Source organism: Agrobacterium tumefaciens str. B6, assembly GCF_001541315.1.
Classification (GTDB): Bacteria; Pseudomonadota; Alphaproteobacteria; order Rhizobiales; family Rhizobiaceae; genus Agrobacterium; species Agrobacterium radiobacter.
The window spans coordinates 154,825-170,817 of sequence record NZ_LMVK01000034.1; the positions used below are offsets into that span (position 1 = coordinate 154,825).

Here is a 15,993-nt window from a genome sequence, read left to right on the forward strand (position 1 = left end):
ATCGAAAATGACCGATATAAATATCGTTCATGTCAGATATTAAAGAAACCCAGATGAACCCGGAGGAAATCCTCAAGGCCCTTTCGCACCCTGCAAGGCTGAAATTTCTGGAATGGCTGAAGCGCCCGGAAAGTCACTTCTGTCAGGAGCACCCGCTCAGCATGGGGGTGTGCGCCAACCAGTTTCAGATCAGCGGCCTGTCGCAATCCACCGTCTCGTCGCATCTGGCGGTGTTGCAGACAGCCGGTCTCATCAGGTCGAAAAAGGTCGGGCAATGGGTGTTTTTCGAACGCAACGAGGAAACCATCGACGCTTTCCGCAATTATCTGCAAGCCAATCTCTGAGCCTCCCAAGCTTTGAGCCCCGGGGTGCCGGACAGGAACCGCAACGCGGGTTTCGATCCGGCACCCGACCCAGATAGCGCGCCTGCCGCGCAATTTCGCCAACCGACCAGAAAGTGAAGTCGCATGACCAGTCTTTTCGAACCGGCACAGGCCGGCGATATCGCACTCGCCAACCGTATCGTCATGGCCCCCCTCACCCGCAACCGCTCGCCGGGCGCAATTCCCAACAATCTCAACGCCACCTATTACGAGCAGCGCGCCACAGCCGGGCTGATCGTCACCGAAGGCACGCCGATTTCCCAGCAGGGTCAGGGTTATGCGGACGTTCCGGGTCTATACAAGCGGGAAGCGATCGAAGGCTGGAAACAGGTCACCGATGGCGTGCATTCAGCCGGCGGCAAGATCGTCGCGCAAATCTGGCATGTGGGCCGCATTTCCCACACCTCGCTGCAGCCGCATGGCGGTCAGCCGGTTGCTCCTTCCGCCATTCCCGCCAAGTCGAAGACCTATATCATCAATGATGACGGCACCGGCGCCTTTGCCGAAACCTCAGAGCCCCGCGCGCTCACCATCGACGATATCGGCCTCATCCTCGAGGATTACCGCAGCGGCGCACGCGCGGCTCTGGAGGCCGGTTTCGACGGCGTCGAAATCCATGCCGCCAATGGCTACCTGATCGAGCAGTTCCTGAAATCCAGCACCAACCAGCGCACGGATGAGTATGGCGGCTCGATCGAAAACCGCGCCCGCTTCCTGCTGGAAGTTGTCGATGCGGTGGCGGAAGAGATTGGCGCGGGCCGCACCGGCATCCGCCTTTCCCCCGTTACCCCCGCCAACGATATTTTCGAGGCCGACCCGCAGCCGCTCTACAATTACGTGGCGGATCAGCTCGGCAAGCGCAATCTCGCCTTCATCCATGTGGTTGAAGGCGCAACCGGCGGTCCGCGCGATTTCAAGCAGGGCGACAAGCCTTTCGATTACGCAGCCTTCAAGGCCGCCTATCGCAATGCCGGCGGCAAGGGCCTGTGGATCGCCAATAATGGTTACAACCGCGAGAGCGCCATCGAAGCCGTCGAAAGCGGCAAAGTCGATGCCGTGGCCTTCGGCAAGGCATTCATCGCCAATCCGGATCTGGTGCGCCGCCTGAAAAACGATGCGCCGCTCAACGAGCCGAACCAGCCGACCTTCTATGGCGGCGGAGCCGAGGGTTATACCGACTATCCGGCGCTCGCCTGATAAAGGACCAAGCAAATACGCCGCACTGCTTGAGAGCGGTGCGGCGTATTTCTTTCAGCGCAGGCTTCGCGCCTGCCGTGCGGCAAAATCGGAAAACGCGCCCATGACGAAGGCGTTGGGCACATGCAGCGCCTGCAGAAAGCCATTGCCCGTTTCCCGGCCGATGCTCATCAGCGCCACCTGAAGACAATAAAGACCGAGCAGGACCAGCGCGCGGGCAAGGTTAGGCCGCAGCTCGTCATATCGCAGAGCGAGGACCATCAGCGACAGGATCGGAACGGCGATCAGGAAACCGAGCCCCTTGTGCAGCGAAAGCAGCGATCCATCATAATAGAGCGACAGCCCGGCCAGCAGCACCTGCGCGAAGATCAGCACCGGCACGCTTGCCGAAATTACGGCAAACAGGCGACGCCGAGCCGACATTCCATTCGCAGCCGTCGCCATCACACCCTGCCCCCGGCATCCGCCGGATGAGGAAGGCTCGTCGGGTCCTGCCTCTGCTCAAGGCAGCCGAGGCTCGCCAATGTCGTCGATACCGCGACATCGATTGGTGTTTTGGGTTCCGTTCCAAGGAAATCCGTCAGCTTGCGATTGCTCATCCGGATCGGCATCTGCCAGAGATATTGCATTTCAAGCACTTCGCGGAACAGGGGAACGAAAGGCGCGGCCAATTTGATCCCCGGCCAGAATAGCCGCCGCCGCTTGACCGGATGCCCCACAACCCGCTCGATCGCGTCAATCAGCTGCAGCCCATCGAAATCCCAGAAACCTTCCATGTGATAGACGGCGAAAGCCGGAAGCTCGCCTGCCCGGGCCAGCAGCCGGCCAATCGTCTCCGCCACGTCAGGCAGATAGGCCCATTGATGCCCCGCATGAGGGGCGGCGGGATTCTGGACGCTGCGGACCGGCTTTCCCGGCCTTACCAGCATCTGCGAAAACCAGTTATTTCTCGCATCCGGCCCAAAGAAATCCCCCGCCCGGACAATCAGCACCGGCACACCACGCATCGACGCCATTTTCAGCCGCCGCTCCATTTCCACACGCAGCGTGCCCTTGCGGGTAAAGGGCTTTTGCGGGCTCTCTTCCGTCAGGAGGGGAAAAGCATCCGGGCCGAAATTATAGACGCTGCCCGGAAAGACGATCCTCGCCCCGCAGGCCTCGGCGGCGGCGATGGTATTGTCCAGCATCGGCAATACCTGCCTGTCCCAGTTGCGATATCCCGGAGGATTAACCGCATGGACGATCAGCCGCGCATCCCTTGCCGCGTCCAGAACATCCTGCCGGTTCATGGCGTCTCCGGTTACGAACTCGACATCACCATTTGTACGGGACGCCGTTTGCTGCCGTGTCATCGCCCTCACCCGCCAGCCGCGTTGCTGCAGCATCCTGGAGACCTGACTGCCGACACCGCCATTCACCCCCAAAATCAGGGCCAGAGGCCGGTCATTCGCCGCTGTATCTGCGTTGTTTTCATATATCATCGCCGTACTCCTTGTTGTGGGCTGGAGTATCGTCCCGTTCTACGATATACGAAATTATCCAAATGAGTGGAGCAGCTATACAAAATCTTATGACCAGAAGCCGTGACATCAGCTGGGATTTTTATCGCACCTTCCTCAGCGTGCTGAGCGACGGTTCGCTTTCCGCCGCCGCGCGCGAACTCGGCATCACCCAGCCGACGGCGGGACGCCACATCGGCGCTCTGGAAGAAGCCGTCGGTTTTCCGCTGTTCATTCGTTCGCCCCATGGATTGATGCCGACGGAAGCAGCGCTTGCGCTCCGTCCCTATGCGGAAAATCTAGCGGCGACGACCGCAGCCCTCATGCGCGCGGCCTCCGGTGAGGTCGGCAAGATCGAAGGCACCGTGCGCATCAGCGCCTCTGATATCATCGGCGTGGAAATGCTGCCGCCGATCATCACGGCCATGCAGGAGGTGCACCCGCGGCTTGAAATCGAGCTTTCGCTTTCCGATACGCTGGAAGACCTTTTGCGGCGTGAGGCCGATATCGCCATTCGCATGACCGAACCGCAGCAGGATGCGATCGTCATGCGTTACATCGGTAATTTCCGTCTGGGATTTCACGCGACGCGCGACTATCTCGCGAGAGCCGGCGCTCCGAAGAGCATGGAAGATTTGAACCATCACCGCATGGTCGGCTTCGACCGCAAGACGCCTTTCATCCGGGCGGCCATCCAGCGGATGCGCTCGCTCGATCCTGAAATACCCGATATTGAGGAAATTTCCTTCGAAATCCGCGCCGACAGCAACCTCGCCCAGCTTGCCATGATCCGCGCCAGCGCGGGCATCGGCGTCTGTCAGATCGGTCTGGCGCGCAAGGACCCTCGGCTTGTGCAGGTGCTTCCGAAAATCGACATCCCGCTCCACACCTGGGTCGCGATGCATGAAAATCTCAAGACTTCACCGCGATGCCGTGCCGTCTTCAGCGCCCTCGTGGAAGGCCTCAAGGGTCATCTCAAAGAAACCGATCCGGGTGCTCCGCCGAAACGGCGCTAGCGCCAGTCCAGCATCGATACCGCAAAACTCGCTCATCAAAACGGTCTGGCCGGCTGTGACGTCTTGTCGACCACCTCGGCTTCCGGCCGGTCGCCGCCCTGGCTATATTCCTCATGCCAGTGGCCGCTCTCATCCTGATAGCTGATTTCCTCGTCATCGCCTCCCACCTGCTGTTCGGCGGCAACGATGCGCGCGGCCTCGACCGCATCGGCATAGGTAGGAAATGTTTCGGAATAAGCGCCGTTCATGCGGTAGGCGAAGCCTCCGTCATGTTCGACGATTTCATACACCACTTTGGTCATGCATGGTCCTCCTGTCTCGGTAGGCGACATGGCAACCACAACCGCGTTTCAAGCATTGCACCCAATGGGACAGCGCGGCATGAGCAGCATGTCCTGCAACACCACTATCCTACCAAAAGCATTCAAGCGCAAATCCTGCTTGATCTCACGGACGATACGTCACAGCCTGGGTCTGACAGGGGAAGGGAAATCAATGGCGGGTTCTATTCTGAAACAGGAGCGGCTGCTGCTTCTCGCGATACCGGCGGCAATCATCGCCTATATGACCGAGCATGCCATATTCGAAGCCGGAAAAACGGCGGCGCTCATTGCCGCAATCTTGCTGATCGGACTGATCGTTCTCATCTCGATGCGGGTCGCCCACCACGCCGAAATCCTCGCCGCCAAGGTCGGCGATCCCTATGGAACGATGATCCTCACCCTCTCGGCGGTCGCCGTGGAAGTGCTGATCCTCGCCATCATCATGAGCGAATCCAGTTCACCCACCCTCGTGCGCGATACGATCTATTCCGCCGTCATGATCGACATCAACGGCATTCTGGGCCTCGCCGCCCTGCTCGGTGGCCTGCGCCACGGCGAGCAGCCCTATAATGACGATTCCGGCAAGACCTATGGCGTGATGATCCTCACGGCCATGGGTATTTCGATGATCGTGCCGGAGTTCATTCCAGAGCAGAGCTGGCACGTCTATTCCGCCTTCACCATCGTCGCGATGATCGCGCTCTATGCGCTCTTCCTCAAAATGCAGGTTGGCCCTCACAGCTATTTCTTCAGCTACGCCTATCCCCGCAAGGCGCATCCGGCCGGCCAGCCGTCACACGGTCATGCCGAGGAGGAAGACGAAGGCAGCGTTCCGCTTTCCATCGGCCTCATCATCGCCGGCGTGGTGCTGATCGGCGTGCTGGCGGAATTCATGTCGACCTTCCTGAGCGAAAGCCTCGAGGGCACCAGCGCACCGCCCGCACTGATGGCGGTCGTGGTGGCAACAATCTCGGCATCACCGGAAATCCTCACCGCGCTCCGCTCCGCATTGCGCAACCGCATGCAGGCCGTGGTCAATATCGCCATGGGCGCATCGCTCTCGACTGTTATTCTGACCGTGCCTGTCATGGAGGGCATCGCGCTCTATACCGGCCAGCCCTTCATCATGGCCATGACGCCGGCTCAGACCGTCATGGTCTTCATCACCCTCATCGCCGCCGCCATCAACCTCAATGACGGTGAAACCAACGCGATCGAGGGAATGACGCATTTCATCCTGTTCGCCACCTTCATCATGCTGCTGTTTCTTGGGCTTTAAAAAACGGGCGTCGCGCCTGGATTTCAGGCATCTGACAAGGCGTAGAAACCTCTCCTCCGTCATCCTCGGATCAAGCCCAAGGATGACGTCTAGCGTGCGGAAGCCCCATCGAACAAAAAAGCCCGGCATCGCTGCCGGGCTTCTTTCAAGACTGTATCAACCGATCAGCGGCAATCGGCGCAGAAGCGCTGGATGCGCTTGCAGGCTTCTTCCAAGAGCGCTTCCGACGTGGCGTAGGAAATGCGGAAGTTCGGGCCGAGGCCGAAAGCCGATCCCTGCACGACGGCGACGCCTTCGGCTTCCAGAAGCTCGGAAACGAAATCCACATCCGACTCGATGACCTTGCCCGACGGCGCGGTCTTGCCGATCATGCCGGCGCAGGACGGATAGACGTAGAAGGCGCCTTCCGGTGCCGGGCAATTGATGCCCTTGGCCTGGTTGAGCATGGAGACGACGAGATCACGACGACCTTCGAAGATCTTCTTGTTGGTCGGAATGAAATCCTGCGTGCCGTTCAGCGCTTCGACAGCTGCCCACTGTGCGATGGAGCTCGCGCCCGAGGTCTGCTGGCCCTGGATCATGTCCATGGCCTTGATCAGCGGCAGCGGGCCGGCTGCGTAGCCGATACGCCAGCCGGTCATGGCATAGGCCTTGGAGACGCCGTTCATCGTCAGCGTACGGTCATAAAGCGAAGGCTCTACTTCCACCGGGGTGACGAATTTGAAATCGCCATAGGTCAGGTGCTCATACATGTCGTCAGTCAGCACCCAGACATGCGGATGCTTGACCAGCACGTCCGTCAGCGCCTTCAGCTCGTCATGCGAATAGGCAGCGCCCGAGGGGTTGGACGGCGAATTGAAGACGAACCACTTGGTCTTCGGCGTGATCGCCTTTTCCAGCGCTTCCGGCTTCAGCTTGAAATTGTCTTCGAGCGTCGTGTCGACAAAAACCGGCGTACCACCGCAAATCGCCACCATTTCCGGGTAGCTCACCCAGTAAGGCGCGGGAATGACAACTTCATCACCCGGGTTCAGCGTGGCCATGAAGGCGTTGAAGAGGATCTGCTTGCCGCCCGTGCCGACAATCGTCTGCTCCGGCTTGTAGTCCAGGCCGTTTTCACGCTTGAACTTGTCGGCAATGGCCTTGCGCAGTTCCGGAATGCCGGAAACAGGCGTGTATTTCGTTTCACCGCGCTTGATGGCGTCGATGGCCGCTTCCTTGATATTTTCGGGCGTATCGAAATCCGGCTCGCCGGCGCCAAGGCTGATCACATCGCGGCCCTTCGCTTTCAGCTCACGGGCTTTCTGGGTAACAGCGATGGTGGCGGATGGCTTTACGCGGGAGAGAATGTCGGCAAGGAAGGCCATTTTTAATCGGTCCTATTGGGGTTGACATCAGCAGAGGTTGGAAAACTTGTCATCTGCGGCATTTTCTATGTCGAAAGACAGGCCTTCTTTCAAGGTCAAAAGCCGGCTTATGTGCCGCTGCAGAGAATTTAACCTTCCTTAACCCGGAAGTAACGCTTGATACGCTACATTCGCGAGCCTAGAGGTCGTGTCTCTATAGCTGGTTGAAAAATGGCGCTCAAAAGCATCTTTTCCAGTCTTGTCCGCGAGGTCGATGGCACATGGTCCACGGCCTATCGCACCTTTAACCTGAAATCGGCACTGCAGCCCATTTTCCGCCGCACGATGAGCGGGGTGCTCGACATCGATTCCTTCGAGGGTCTTGTGCGTCCCCACCGCAATGGCGAGCCGGTGACGCCGGGCGAATTTTTCTCGCTGGTCGCGCCGGAAGACATCGAAAATATCGACAGCATCCTGCGCACGATCCATATTCTCAACACCGGCAGGCTCAACCGTTCCCGCGCCCGCATCTTCGTCAACTTCCATCCGGGCCTGTTCCAGACGCCGGCCAAGATGCGCCAGGAAGTAGAGCGCATGCGGCTTGCCGCCCACGAGGCCGGCATGACGGCGGATCGCATCGTCTGCGAAATCTCCGAGAAAAAGGCCTCCGACACACAGATGGTCGCGGACTTCGCTTACCACATGCACGATATCGGCTTTCGCGTGGCGCTTGATGACTATGGCGCCGGCGATTCCGACATCGACCGGGTAAAACTCATCAAGCCGGACTATGTGAAATTCGAAGCGGGCTGGGTGCGCGATTTCATGCAGAATTCGGCGGGCGCCGCCCTTCTGCGCGTCATCGTCCACCAGTTCCGCGACGATGGGATTGAGCCGGTCTTCGAAGGGCTGGAGACAGGTTGGCAAGTCGATCTCTGCGAGGAACTCGGCGTCCTGCTCATGCAGGGTTACGTGCTGGCGAAGCCCGAACTTGCCCCGACCAGTTTCGACGCACGTTTCCCGGAACTCGGCAGTGAATATTTCGCCCCGTCAAGGGCGGAGAGAAACGCTGCACCAACCGCATTTTCTCGGGAAGACCGCCCGGTCGATCCGCATCCTCTGCGCCAGGTCAGGACCTTCGGAAAACGCGGCCTCTGACGTCATATCCGGCCAAAAGGACGCCATATCAGGCTTTGCCACAATATTGCCGCAATAAATGCCGCGGAACGCCAGAATTCGGTCTCCAAGCCGTCCATTTCGAAGCCTCTTTTATCCTTTAAGAACAGGGACAAGAGGCGACAGCCATGTTTACCAACGATCGGACTTCCGTTGAAAGGTTAAGGGCGCAGAGAACGCTGTTTTCCCTCTGGATGGCCGTTGCGGCTTTTCTTGTCATCGTCACCATGGCCGCCGGCATCGCAACCTCGGCCAATGCGGCTGCTCAGGCGATCGACACCCTGCACACATCCGCTATCCCTCAGGTAGCGGCAACCACGAAGGCCGGCCCTCACATCCTGCTCATCGTCCTGTCAGCCGCAGCCTTCATCGGCCTCGGCATTGGCGGCCTGACGCTCACCCGGCGCAGCCTGAAGGACGAGGCCCGCCGCTACAAATAAGCGGCCTTCCCCTCGACTTGCGGCCTCGGCATGTTGCTGCTAAAGCACCCGGGAACAGTCGTCCGCGTCGCCGGATCGACATTCCAGAAATCCCCTGTTTGCCACGGCCGTGACTGAATGATCTCTCGGCCCTGCTCTGCTGGTGCCAACAATGACGCGTATTCAGGCCAATATGCTGCTTCTGCTCGCCGCAGCAATCTGGGGAGGCGGCTTTGTCGCGCAATCCTCCGCCATGGCCTCGATCGGCCCGTTCTGGTTCGTCGGTCTGCGTTTCGCCATTGCCGCCATCGCCGTGCTGCCCTTCGCGCTCATGGAAACACGGTCGCTGAAATCGCCGCCGCGCCGGCGCGAAATCGGCAGTTTCATTCTCGTGGGCCTCGCCCTGTTCGGCGGCGCCACCACCCAGCAGGTCGGGCTCCTGACCACGACCGTCACCAATTCCAGCTTCCTGACCGGGCTCTACGTCATCTTCGTGCCCGTGATTGCCGTCGTGCTTTACCGGCGTCATCCCCACTGGATCGTCTGGCCATGCGCGCTGATGATGCTGGGCGGCATATTCCTGCTCTCCGGCGGCGCCTTCGAGACGCTGACAACGGGTGATATTCTCAGCATCATCTGCGCCTTCTTCTGGGCGATCCAGATCACGCTGGCCGGACGCTTCGTTTCCGAAAGCGGAAGGCCGCTGGCGCTTTCCTGCACCCAGTTCGCCGTTTGCTCCCTTCTTAGTTGCATGATCGGTGTCGTGTTCGAACCGATCAGCATGGCCTCCATCGAGGCTTCGCTCGCGGAAATCCTCTATGTCGGCCTCGTCTCCTCCGGCCTCGCCTTCGTGCTGCAGGTCATCGGCCAGCGTTACACCACGGCCCCGCAGGCTGCGATATTCCTGTCTTCGGAGGCGCTTTTCGGCGCTTTGCTGGCCTCGATTTTCCTCAAAGAAACCATTTCGGGCGCCGGCTACATCGGTTGCCTGATCATATTCGTCGCGATCCTGATCGTCGAACTGGTGCCGGAACTGACGCGCAAACGGCAAAAACCCATGGCCGGAGCGGCCTGACGCAAAAAGAACTTATTTTTCTTATTCCGCCATAAATGCGGGGTACGGCATTCAAATTTTGCCGTGAAATCCTGCGGCAAACGGCAATTATTTCATCAATTGTCGCCCCTGCAGAAAAAATATGCGATTGCGCGATGTTATTCTACCGCAGGTTTTTTATCTGACAAAAAGCCCGTGAAAACTTTTGCTTGCCAATTTTTGATAAACGCATCACTCTACCGCGGTTCGGGCAATTTGCGAGCATGGGAAGGCCTATAAATTTGCGCACTGGGGACGCTATAAACCTCGGGCGGTGGGACGAAAAACGTTGGATGAGAACGCCATTACTTCCCGCTGCGAAGGTCCATTTTCTCAATAGTCAAAAACTGCCTGCCAACGCCCACGCGGGGCAAAACTGTAATGCTGCCTGTAGCTGAACGCGGGCAGAGCGAAAAGGACCTGATGCATGGCCGAAACTGGCACCGTAAAATTCTTCAATACAGACAAAGGCTTCGGCTTCATCAAGCCAGACAATGGTGGCGCTGATATCTTTGTTCACATCTCTGCTGTACAGGCTTCCGGCCTGTCCGGACTTTCAGAAAATCAGAAAGTGAGCTTCGACACGGAACCGGATCGTCGCGGCAAGGGCCCGAAGGCAGTCAATCTGCAGATTGCTGGCTGACCCTAAAACGGCTTTCTTTTCTAGTTGAAGCCCGGCAGGAATGCCGGGTTTTTTTGTGCCGTCCATAGGCGTAAATCGCCGGGACCTCAGATACCCTTGAGATAGGGATTGTTACGCCGCTCTTCGCCCAGCCGCCCACCGGGGCCATGGCCGCAAATGAAGCCGACATCATCGCCGAGCGGCAGCAGCTTGTCGCGAATGGACGCCATCAATTGTTCGTGGTTTCCGCCCGGCAGGTCCGTGCGCCCAACCGATCCCGAAAACAAGACGTCGCCGACATGGGCGAATTGCTGGTCGCGGTTGTAGTAAATGACATGGCCGGGTGCGTGGCCCGGGCAATGATAGACCTCGAAGACGTGGTCTCCGAAGGATACCTTGTCGCCATCCTTCAGCCATTTGTCGGGCACGACATTCTTCAAACCGCTGATACCGTATTTTTCGGCCTGCACCTCGATCCTCTCGAGCAGCGGCCGGTCGTCCTCATGCGGCCCGATCACCGGCAAAGAGAGCTTCTCGCGCAGTTCGTCGGCGCCGCCGGCATGGTCGAGATGCCCGTGCGTCAGCCATATTTCCTTGAGCGTGATGCCGTTTTCAGCAACGACCTGAAGAATGACGTCCACATCCCCGCCGGGATCAACGACGACGCCCTCCTTGGTGTCCTGATCGAACAGGATGGTGCAATTCTGCTCGAATGGCGTGACCGGAATAATGCCCGCCTGCAACTTTCCCATATCCTGCATCTCCTGTCTGAAAGGTTGCGCCTCCTATAGCCCGCGACCGCCTGCGGCACAATGGCGGCGGAAATGACACCCGCTTTCAGCGACCCACCCATTCTAAAAATAACCATGAAATACAGCGCGATAACAAGAAGTCCTCCGCACGTGGCGGGAATTGCCGGCGAAAAATGTGGAACGCCCTGATGGCTGCGACGTTCTAGCTCCAGTCTTGAAAAGGAGTGAGACACATGGACAAGACGCTTAAAATGCTCATGGCTGGCGGCGCCTTCGCCCTGATGGCTGGTTACGCGAACGCCGCCATGGTCGCCACGACAGCATCGGATATTTCCGTTCGCTCAGGGCCCGGTGAAGACTATCCCGAAGTAGGGCTGGCCACACGCGGCAGCAATGCGGTTCTGGATGGCTGCATGGAAGGCAGCAGCTGGTGCCGCATCGAAGTCAACGGTCTGCGCGGCTGGGCTCATGCGGATTATCTGAATGTCATGTATGAGGGCTCTCCGGTCATTCTCGAACAGCGCCGCTCGGACCTCAGCGTGCCGGTGGTCACCTATGAAAAGACCTCGAGCGTACAGGCCGAACCCAATCCCGGCGATCCAAACCTCGGCCGGGTTGGCGAGGTGGACCCGCCGCAATCGGTGATAACCTATATTGACGAACATCCCGCCGACACCGTTACCTATGACGGCGACATAGCCATCGGGAGTGTATTGCCGTCAGATACACGTCTCGTCGAAATCCCCGACTATCAGTATCGTTATGTCCGGGTGAACGATGTGCCGGTTCTCGTCGAACCTTCAACACGGCGGATCGTCTACGTTTACCAGTAGAGGTTTCTGCCGGGCAAATCGCCCATCGGGCGACATGAAACAAATGAAGGGCGCGGGCTTTCCGCGCTCTTTTCTATTTCCGGTAAAGGCCACTCAGGATTCCAGTTGCACCGGCACCCGCAGCATATTATCCACCGCAACAGAAAATGATCGCGGCATTCTCCCGAGCGGACGCATTTTCGGCTATGTTTACAGAATATTGGCGCATCGACGTATGTCAGCCGCAGAATATGAAGGAACCGCAGTGCCACCGCAATCGCTCAAAACCGCAGCCGCCAGACAGACACCGGCACTTCCGAAGGTGGACGACGGCAAGATCGACTTCGACACGATCGAGGCGCTGTTTTTCGCCTATCGCGATTTCGTCTCCGATCCCGATGTCATTCTGTCGAAGCTGGAATATGGCCGGGCGCATCATCGGGTGGTCTATTTCGTCAGCCGGCAGCCGGGCATGACGGTGGCGGATTTGCTCGACACGTTACAGATCACCAAGCAGAGCCTTGCCCGCGTGCTCAAACAACTGATCGACGACGGTTACATCCGTCAGATGGCAGGCCCGGAAGACCGTCGCCAGCGCAGGCTTTATCCGACGCTGACGGGCCGCGAACTGGCGCTGGCGCTGAGCGAGCCGCAATCGCGCCGCATCGACCGGGCGCTGGAAGGGCTCGGGCCTGACGCCCGTGCCTGCGTGCGCAAATTCCTGGCGCAGATGCGCAGCCCGACAAACGTGGAAGGCGAGTGACGATGGCGCAAGCTCCGACAAAACGACCGCCAGCGGATGACGATGCGGCCCATCTCCTGATCGTCGACGACGACGCCCGCATTCGCGATCTCCTGCAGCGCTTCCTTGGCGACAAGGGTTACCGCATCTCCGTGGCAGCCGATGCGGCCGAAGCACGGCGTAAAATGATAGGCATCCGCTTCGATCTGCTCATCCTCGATGTGATGATGCCGGGCGAAAACGGGCTTTCGCTGACCCGCTCGCTGAACGAGGATAAATCCGTACCGGTTATTCTTCTGACCGCCCGTTCGGAGGCGGACTCCCGCATTGCCGGGCTGGAAGCGGGCGCGGACGACTATCTCGCCAAGCCCTTCGATCCGCGCGAACTTGTCCTGCGCATCAACAATATCCTGCGGCGCAACACCTCGCCTGACACGCCCAAGATCGAACAGATCATGTTTGGTCCCTACAGTTTCTCCATTCCGAAGAAGGAATTGCGGCGCGGCCCCGAAACGATCCGCCTGACGGATCGCGAACAGGAGATCATGCTGCTTTTCGCACTGCGCGCCGGCGACACCATTCCACGCCACGAACTGGTGGAAGCGGAATCGGAAGTGGGCGAAAGAACCATCGACGTGCAGATCAACCGTCTTCGCCGCAAGATCGAGGACGACCCTGCCAATCCTGTCTATCTGCAAACGGTGCGCGGCATCGGTTACCGCCTGAGCGTGGACTGACGAGCACCAAAGGAAAGGCGAACGCACGGCCATGGCGAGCCTCGATTTTCTGAGCACGGTCAAAAAAAGCGGCGTGGCCAAGGCCTGGCGCCTTTCCGGTAGATGGTTGCGCCACTGGCTGCCCACCGGCCTTTACACACGCTCGCTGCTCATCATCATTCTTCCGATGATTTTGCTTCAGGGCGTGGTCGCGGCAGTCTTCATGGAACGCCATTGGCAATTGGTGACCGAACGCCTCTCCTCTGCCGTGACGCGCGATATCGCCGCAATCATCGAGCTTCTGCAGACGGACCCCGAGGAAGACGACTATCAGCGCGTCATCCGCATTGCGCGCGACAAGCTCGGTCTGAGCGTCTATATCGAACCAAAGGCGGATCTGCCTGCTCCGAGACCTGAGCCGCTGTTTTCGATCCTCGACAGAATTCTGGCGGATCAGTTGACGCAGCAGATCGGCAGGCCGTTCTGGATCGATACCTATGGCAACGGCTCGCTGGTCGAAATCCGCGTCCAGCTGGAAGACAAGACCCTGCGCGTCTTTACCAGCCGCAGCGCGGCCTATGCCTCCAACACGCATATCTTCCTTGTCTGGATGGTGGGTGCATCGCTGGTGCTGATCGCCATCTCCATCCTGTTCCTGCGCGGCCAGATCAAGCCCATCGAAGCGCTTGCCAAGGCTGCCGAGAACTTTGGCAGAGGCCAGAAGATCACCGCCTATTCCCCGCGCGGCGCGGACGAAGTGCGGCGTGCGGGCCTCGCCTTCATATTGATGCGCGAGCGTATCGAGCGGCAGATGGAGCAACGCACCGCGATGCTGAACGGCGTCAGCCATGACCTGCGCACCATCCTCACCCGCTTCAAGCTGCAACTGGCGCTCGCCGGCGACAATCCCGACCTTGAGGGGCTCGACAAGGATGTCGAGGACATGCAGTCAATGCTGGAGGCCTATCTGACCTTTGCCCGTACTGATGTCGAAGAGGATGTCGGCACGCTGGAGCTTCCAGCCCTTCTCGAAAAAATCGGCCATGATTTCGAGCTGCACGGCAAGAAATTCAGCTACGAACTCTATAATATCGAGCGGATCATCGCGCGGCCAAATGCGCTTTCACGGCTCGTCGCCAATCTCGCCGAAAATGCGCGGCGCTATGCCAGCAACCTCCACGTCGATATCCGCAAGGCGCCACGCTCCATCATCATGACGTTTGACGATGATGGCCCCGGCATTCCGGAAATCTCACGCGAGGATGTGTTCAAGCCGTTCTTCCGGCTGGACGAGGCGCGCAACCTCAACGCCTCGGGCACGGGCCTTGGCCTCTCCATCGTTCGCGATATCGCCCGCAGCCATGGCGGCGACGTATCGCTGGATGAAAGCCCGATGGGCGGATTGCGGGTAATCGTCAAAATTCCGGCTTAGCGGCATAGCGCCGGTCAGCACATCTTCTCGCCGTTCGGCACCGGCCGCTCAACCGCGGCAAGCACGATATCGCCATTGGCATCGGCAAAACCTAGCGTCAGCACTTCGGACCGGAAAGGGCCGATCTGGCGCGGCGGAAAATTCACTACGCCCAGAACCTGCCGCCCGACAAGACTTTCCGGCGTATAATGCACCGTGATCTGCGCCGAGGATTTCTTGATGCCGATGTCCGGCCCGAAATCGATCTTCACCTTGAAGGCCGGCTTGCGCGCTTCGGGAAAAGGTTCTGCTTCGACAATGGTGCCGACGCGGATATCGACCTTCTCGAAATCGGCATAGGAAATTTCACCGCTCATCGCTCGCCCCTTCAGCCCGCCAGCTCTTCGGCGCGCGTTTTCGCGGCAGCGACCGCCCTGTCGAACAGGGGCTGCATGCCGTCCTCAGCCATCAGCACGGACAGCGCCGCAGCTGTTGTGCCGCCCGGCGAGGTCACATTCTGGCGCAGGCGCGCCGCCTCGTCGGAAGACTGGTGCAGGAGTTCGCCAGCACCGGCCACGGTTTCACGCGCCAGACGCATGGCGACATCCGCCGGCAGGCCGGCCTTGCGCCCAGCCTCGGCCATGCATTCCACGAGATAAAAGACATAGGCAGGGCCACTACCCGAAACCGCAGTCACCGCGTCGATACCGCTTTCGGCATCCACCCATTCAACCGGACCGCTGACCTTCAGCAACCCGTCCACAACGGTTTTAAGCTCGGGCGTCACCAAGTCGTTGGCATAGGCCCCCGTCACGCCGCGGCCGACCATGGCCGGCGTGTTGGGCATGGCCCGCACAGCGGCAACCGAACCGAAATGCGAAACGAAGGTGGCAATGGTGGTGCCCGCCGCGATGGAGACCACAACCGTTTCCGGGCCCAGCAGAGGCTTCAGCGACGGCAGCACGGCTTCCATCATCTGCGGCTTCACCGCCACGAAAAGAATGCCGGCCTTCACGCCCCCAGGCACGCTTTCGGCATGGGTGGCGCCGGCTTCCGCAATCGTCGTGCGCATGGCGTCGGAAGGGCGCGGGTCGATGACGATGACCTGCGATCCCGGCACACCCTTTTTCAGCCAGCCTGAAAGCATGGCGCCGCCCATATTGCCGGCGCCAACGAGGACGAGAGGCCCGGAAGCCTTGTACACCAT

19 protein-coding genes are annotated in these 15,993 nt (G+C 59.4%); 12 read left to right on the forward strand and 7 right to left on the reverse strand.

Annotation, left to right across the window (positions count from 1 at the left end; genetic code table 11):
- Positions 1-53: 53 nt before the first annotated feature.
- Both ASB65_RS19835 and ASB65_RS19840 read left to right on the forward strand, forming a co-directional pair.
- Positions 54-344 carry an ArsR/SmtB family transcription factor gene (locus ASB65_RS19835; protein ID WP_004430405.1) on the forward strand — a complete coding sequence of 97 codons (291 nt, stop codon included), beginning with the start codon at positions 54-56 and terminating at the stop codon, positions 342-344.
- Positions 345-467: 123 nt separating this feature from the next.
- On the forward strand, positions 468-1,580 hold the full coding sequence (locus ASB65_RS19840; protein WP_060725136.1) for an alkene reductase: 1,113 nt from the start codon (positions 468-470) through the stop codon (positions 1,578-1,580).
- Positions 1,581-1,634: 54 nt separating this feature from the next.
- Here ASB65_RS19840 and ASB65_RS19845 read toward each other — a convergent pair whose 3' ends face one another.
- The gene (locus ASB65_RS19845; RefSeq protein ID WP_004430402.1) at positions 1,635-2,024 is read right to left on the reverse strand and encodes a DUF6220 domain-containing protein; all 390 of its coding nucleotides are present in this window, start codon (positions 2,022-2,024) and stop codon (positions 1,635-1,637) included.
- A complete protein-coding gene (locus ASB65_RS19850) occupies positions 2,024-3,061 on the reverse strand; it encodes an NAD-dependent epimerase/dehydratase family protein (RefSeq protein WP_060725137.1) in 1,038 nt (345 codons plus the stop codon). Before ASB65_RS19850 ends, ASB65_RS19845 begins: the two co-directional genes overlap by 1 nt.
- Before the next feature lie 89 nt (positions 3,062-3,150).
- On the opposite strand from ASB65_RS19850, the gene ASB65_RS19855 reads away from it, so the two are divergent.
- A complete protein-coding gene (locus ASB65_RS19855) occupies positions 3,151-4,095 on the forward strand; it encodes a LysR family transcriptional regulator (protein ID WP_004430398.1) in 945 nt (314 codons plus the stop codon).
- A 35-nt stretch (positions 4,096-4,130) separates the two neighbouring features.
- On the opposite strand, the gene ASB65_RS19860 is transcribed toward ASB65_RS19855, so the two are convergent.
- A complete protein-coding gene (locus ASB65_RS19860) occupies positions 4,131-4,397 on the reverse strand; it encodes a DUF2188 domain-containing protein (RefSeq protein WP_004430396.1) in 267 nt (88 codons plus the stop codon).
- 193 nt (positions 4,398-4,590) lie between these two features.
- Between ASB65_RS19860 and ASB65_RS19865 the strand changes: the two genes are divergently transcribed.
- Complete coding sequence (locus tag ASB65_RS19865; RefSeq protein WP_060725138.1) at positions 4,591-5,697, forward strand: calcium:proton antiporter; 1,107 nt, start codon at positions 4,591-4,593, stop codon at positions 5,695-5,697.
- 164 nt (positions 5,698-5,861) lie between these two features.
- Here the strand turns inward: ASB65_RS19865 and ASB65_RS19870 are convergent, their stop codons facing one another.
- Positions 5,862-7,064 (reverse strand): pyridoxal phosphate-dependent aminotransferase, encoded by a 1,203-nt coding sequence (locus ASB65_RS19870; protein WP_004430390.1) that lies wholly within the window; start codon positions 7,062-7,064, stop codon positions 5,862-5,864.
- 210 nt (positions 7,065-7,274) lie between these two features.
- Between ASB65_RS19870 and ASB65_RS19875 the strand changes: the two genes are divergently transcribed.
- From ASB65_RS19875 to ASB65_RS19890, 4 genes are all read left to right on the forward strand, one after another.
- On the forward strand, positions 7,275-8,201 hold the full coding sequence (locus tag ASB65_RS19875; protein ID WP_060725139.1) for an EAL domain-containing protein: 927 nt from the start codon (positions 7,275-7,277) through the stop codon (positions 8,199-8,201).
- 146 nt (positions 8,202-8,347) lie between these two features.
- Complete coding sequence (locus ASB65_RS19880; RefSeq protein ID WP_080868451.1) at positions 8,348-8,659, forward strand: hypothetical protein; 312 nt, start codon at positions 8,348-8,350, stop codon at positions 8,657-8,659.
- 151 nt (positions 8,660-8,810) lie between these two features.
- Positions 8,811-9,713, forward strand: a complete 903-nt coding sequence (locus ASB65_RS19885; protein ID WP_060725141.1) for a DMT family transporter — start codon at positions 8,811-8,813, stop codon at positions 9,711-9,713.
- A gap of 445 nt (positions 9,714-10,158) precedes the next feature.
- Positions 10,159-10,374, forward strand: coding sequence for a cold-shock protein (locus ASB65_RS19890; RefSeq protein WP_003494703.1), 216 nt, complete (start codon positions 10,159-10,161; stop codon positions 10,372-10,374).
- An 86-nt stretch (positions 10,375-10,460) separates the two neighbouring features.
- Here the strand turns inward: ASB65_RS19890 and ASB65_RS19895 are convergent, their stop codons facing one another.
- On the reverse strand, positions 10,461-11,105 hold the full coding sequence (locus ASB65_RS19895) for an MBL fold metallo-hydrolase (RefSeq protein ID WP_060725142.1): 645 nt from the start codon (positions 11,103-11,105) through the stop codon (positions 10,461-10,463).
- Positions 11,106-11,338: 233 nt separating this feature from the next.
- Between ASB65_RS19895 and ASB65_RS19900 the strand changes: the two genes are divergently transcribed.
- The 4 genes from ASB65_RS19900 to ASB65_RS19915 all read left to right on the forward strand — a co-directional run bounded on the left by ASB65_RS19900 (position 11,339) and on the right by ASB65_RS19915 (position 14,807).
- Positions 11,339-11,938 (forward strand): DUF1236 domain-containing protein, encoded by a 600-nt coding sequence (locus ASB65_RS19900; protein ID WP_060725143.1) that lies wholly within the window; start codon positions 11,339-11,341, stop codon positions 11,936-11,938.
- Positions 11,939-12,152: 214 nt separating this feature from the next.
- The gene (locus ASB65_RS19905; RefSeq protein WP_060725260.1) at positions 12,153-12,680 is read left to right on the forward strand and encodes a MarR family winged helix-turn-helix transcriptional regulator; all 528 of its coding nucleotides are present in this window, start codon (positions 12,153-12,155) and stop codon (positions 12,678-12,680) included.
- A 2-nt stretch (positions 12,681-12,682) separates the two neighbouring features.
- Positions 12,683-13,396: a response regulator gene (locus ASB65_RS19910; protein WP_020011341.1), complete on the forward strand. Its 714-nt coding sequence runs from the start codon at positions 12,683-12,685 to the stop codon at positions 13,394-13,396.
- A 31-nt stretch (positions 13,397-13,427) separates the two neighbouring features.
- Complete coding sequence (locus ASB65_RS19915; protein ID WP_004430353.1) at positions 13,428-14,807, forward strand: ATP-binding protein; 1,380 nt, start codon at positions 13,428-13,430, stop codon at positions 14,805-14,807.
- 14 nt (positions 14,808-14,821) lie between these two features.
- On the opposite strand, the gene ASB65_RS19920 is transcribed toward ASB65_RS19915, so the two are convergent.
- Complete coding sequence (locus ASB65_RS19920; RefSeq protein ID WP_060725144.1) at positions 14,822-15,163, reverse strand: tRNA-binding protein; 342 nt, start codon at positions 15,161-15,163, stop codon at positions 14,822-14,824.
- A gap of 11 nt (positions 15,164-15,174) precedes the next feature.
- Entirely contained in the window at positions 15,175-15,993 is an 819-nt protein-coding gene (proC, locus tag ASB65_RS19925; protein ID WP_060725145.1) for a pyrroline-5-carboxylate reductase, read from the reverse strand.

Coding starts and splice junctions, on each gene's coding strand:
- ASB65_RS19835 (WP_004430405.1), top strand. CDS start 54: ATGAACCCGGAGGAAATCCTCAAGGCCCTTTCGCACCCTGCAAGGCTG.
- ASB65_RS19840 (WP_060725136.1), top strand. CDS start 468: ATGACCAGTCTTTTCGAACCGGCACAGGCCGGCGATATCGCACTCGCC.
- ASB65_RS19845 (WP_004430402.1), bottom strand. CDS start 2,024: ATGGCGACGGCTGCGAATGGAATGTCGGCTCGGCGTCGCCTGTTTGCC.
- ASB65_RS19850 (WP_060725137.1), bottom strand. CDS start 3,061: ATGATATATGAAAACAACGCAGATACAGCGGCGAATGACCGGCCTCTG.
- ASB65_RS19855 (WP_004430398.1), top strand. CDS start 3,151: ATGACCAGAAGCCGTGACATCAGCTGGGATTTTTATCGCACCTTCCTC.
- ASB65_RS19860 (WP_004430396.1), bottom strand. CDS start 4,397: ATGACCAAAGTGGTGTATGAAATCGTCGAACATGACGGAGGCTTCGCC.
- ASB65_RS19865 (WP_060725138.1), top strand. CDS start 4,591: ATGGCGGGTTCTATTCTGAAACAGGAGCGGCTGCTGCTTCTCGCGATA.
- ASB65_RS19870 (WP_004430390.1), bottom strand. CDS start 7,064: ATGGCCTTCCTTGCCGACATTCTCTCCCGCGTAAAGCCATCCGCCACC.
- ASB65_RS19875 (WP_060725139.1), top strand. CDS start 7,275: ATGGCGCTCAAAAGCATCTTTTCCAGTCTTGTCCGCGAGGTCGATGGC.
- ASB65_RS19880 (WP_080868451.1), top strand. CDS start 8,348: ATGTTTACCAACGATCGGACTTCCGTTGAAAGGTTAAGGGCGCAGAGA.
- ASB65_RS19885 (WP_060725141.1), top strand. CDS start 8,811: ATGACGCGTATTCAGGCCAATATGCTGCTTCTGCTCGCCGCAGCAATC.
- ASB65_RS19890 (WP_003494703.1), top strand. CDS start 10,159: ATGGCCGAAACTGGCACCGTAAAATTCTTCAATACAGACAAAGGCTTC.
- ASB65_RS19895 (WP_060725142.1), bottom strand. CDS start 11,105: ATGGGAAAGTTGCAGGCGGGCATTATTCCGGTCACGCCATTCGAGCAG.
- ASB65_RS19900 (WP_060725143.1), top strand. CDS start 11,339: ATGGACAAGACGCTTAAAATGCTCATGGCTGGCGGCGCCTTCGCCCTG.
- ASB65_RS19905 (WP_060725260.1), top strand. CDS start 12,153: ATGTCAGCCGCAGAATATGAAGGAACCGCAGTGCCACCGCAATCGCTC.
- ASB65_RS19910 (WP_020011341.1), top strand. CDS start 12,683: ATGGCGCAAGCTCCGACAAAACGACCGCCAGCGGATGACGATGCGGCC.
- ASB65_RS19915 (WP_004430353.1), top strand. CDS start 13,428: ATGGCGAGCCTCGATTTTCTGAGCACGGTCAAAAAAAGCGGCGTGGCC.
- ASB65_RS19920 (WP_060725144.1), bottom strand. CDS start 15,163: ATGAGCGGTGAAATTTCCTATGCCGATTTCGAGAAGGTCGATATCCGC.
- proC (WP_060725145.1), bottom strand. CDS start 15,993: ATGGTGTACAAGGCTTCCGGGCCTCTCGTCCTCGTTGGCGCCGGCAAT.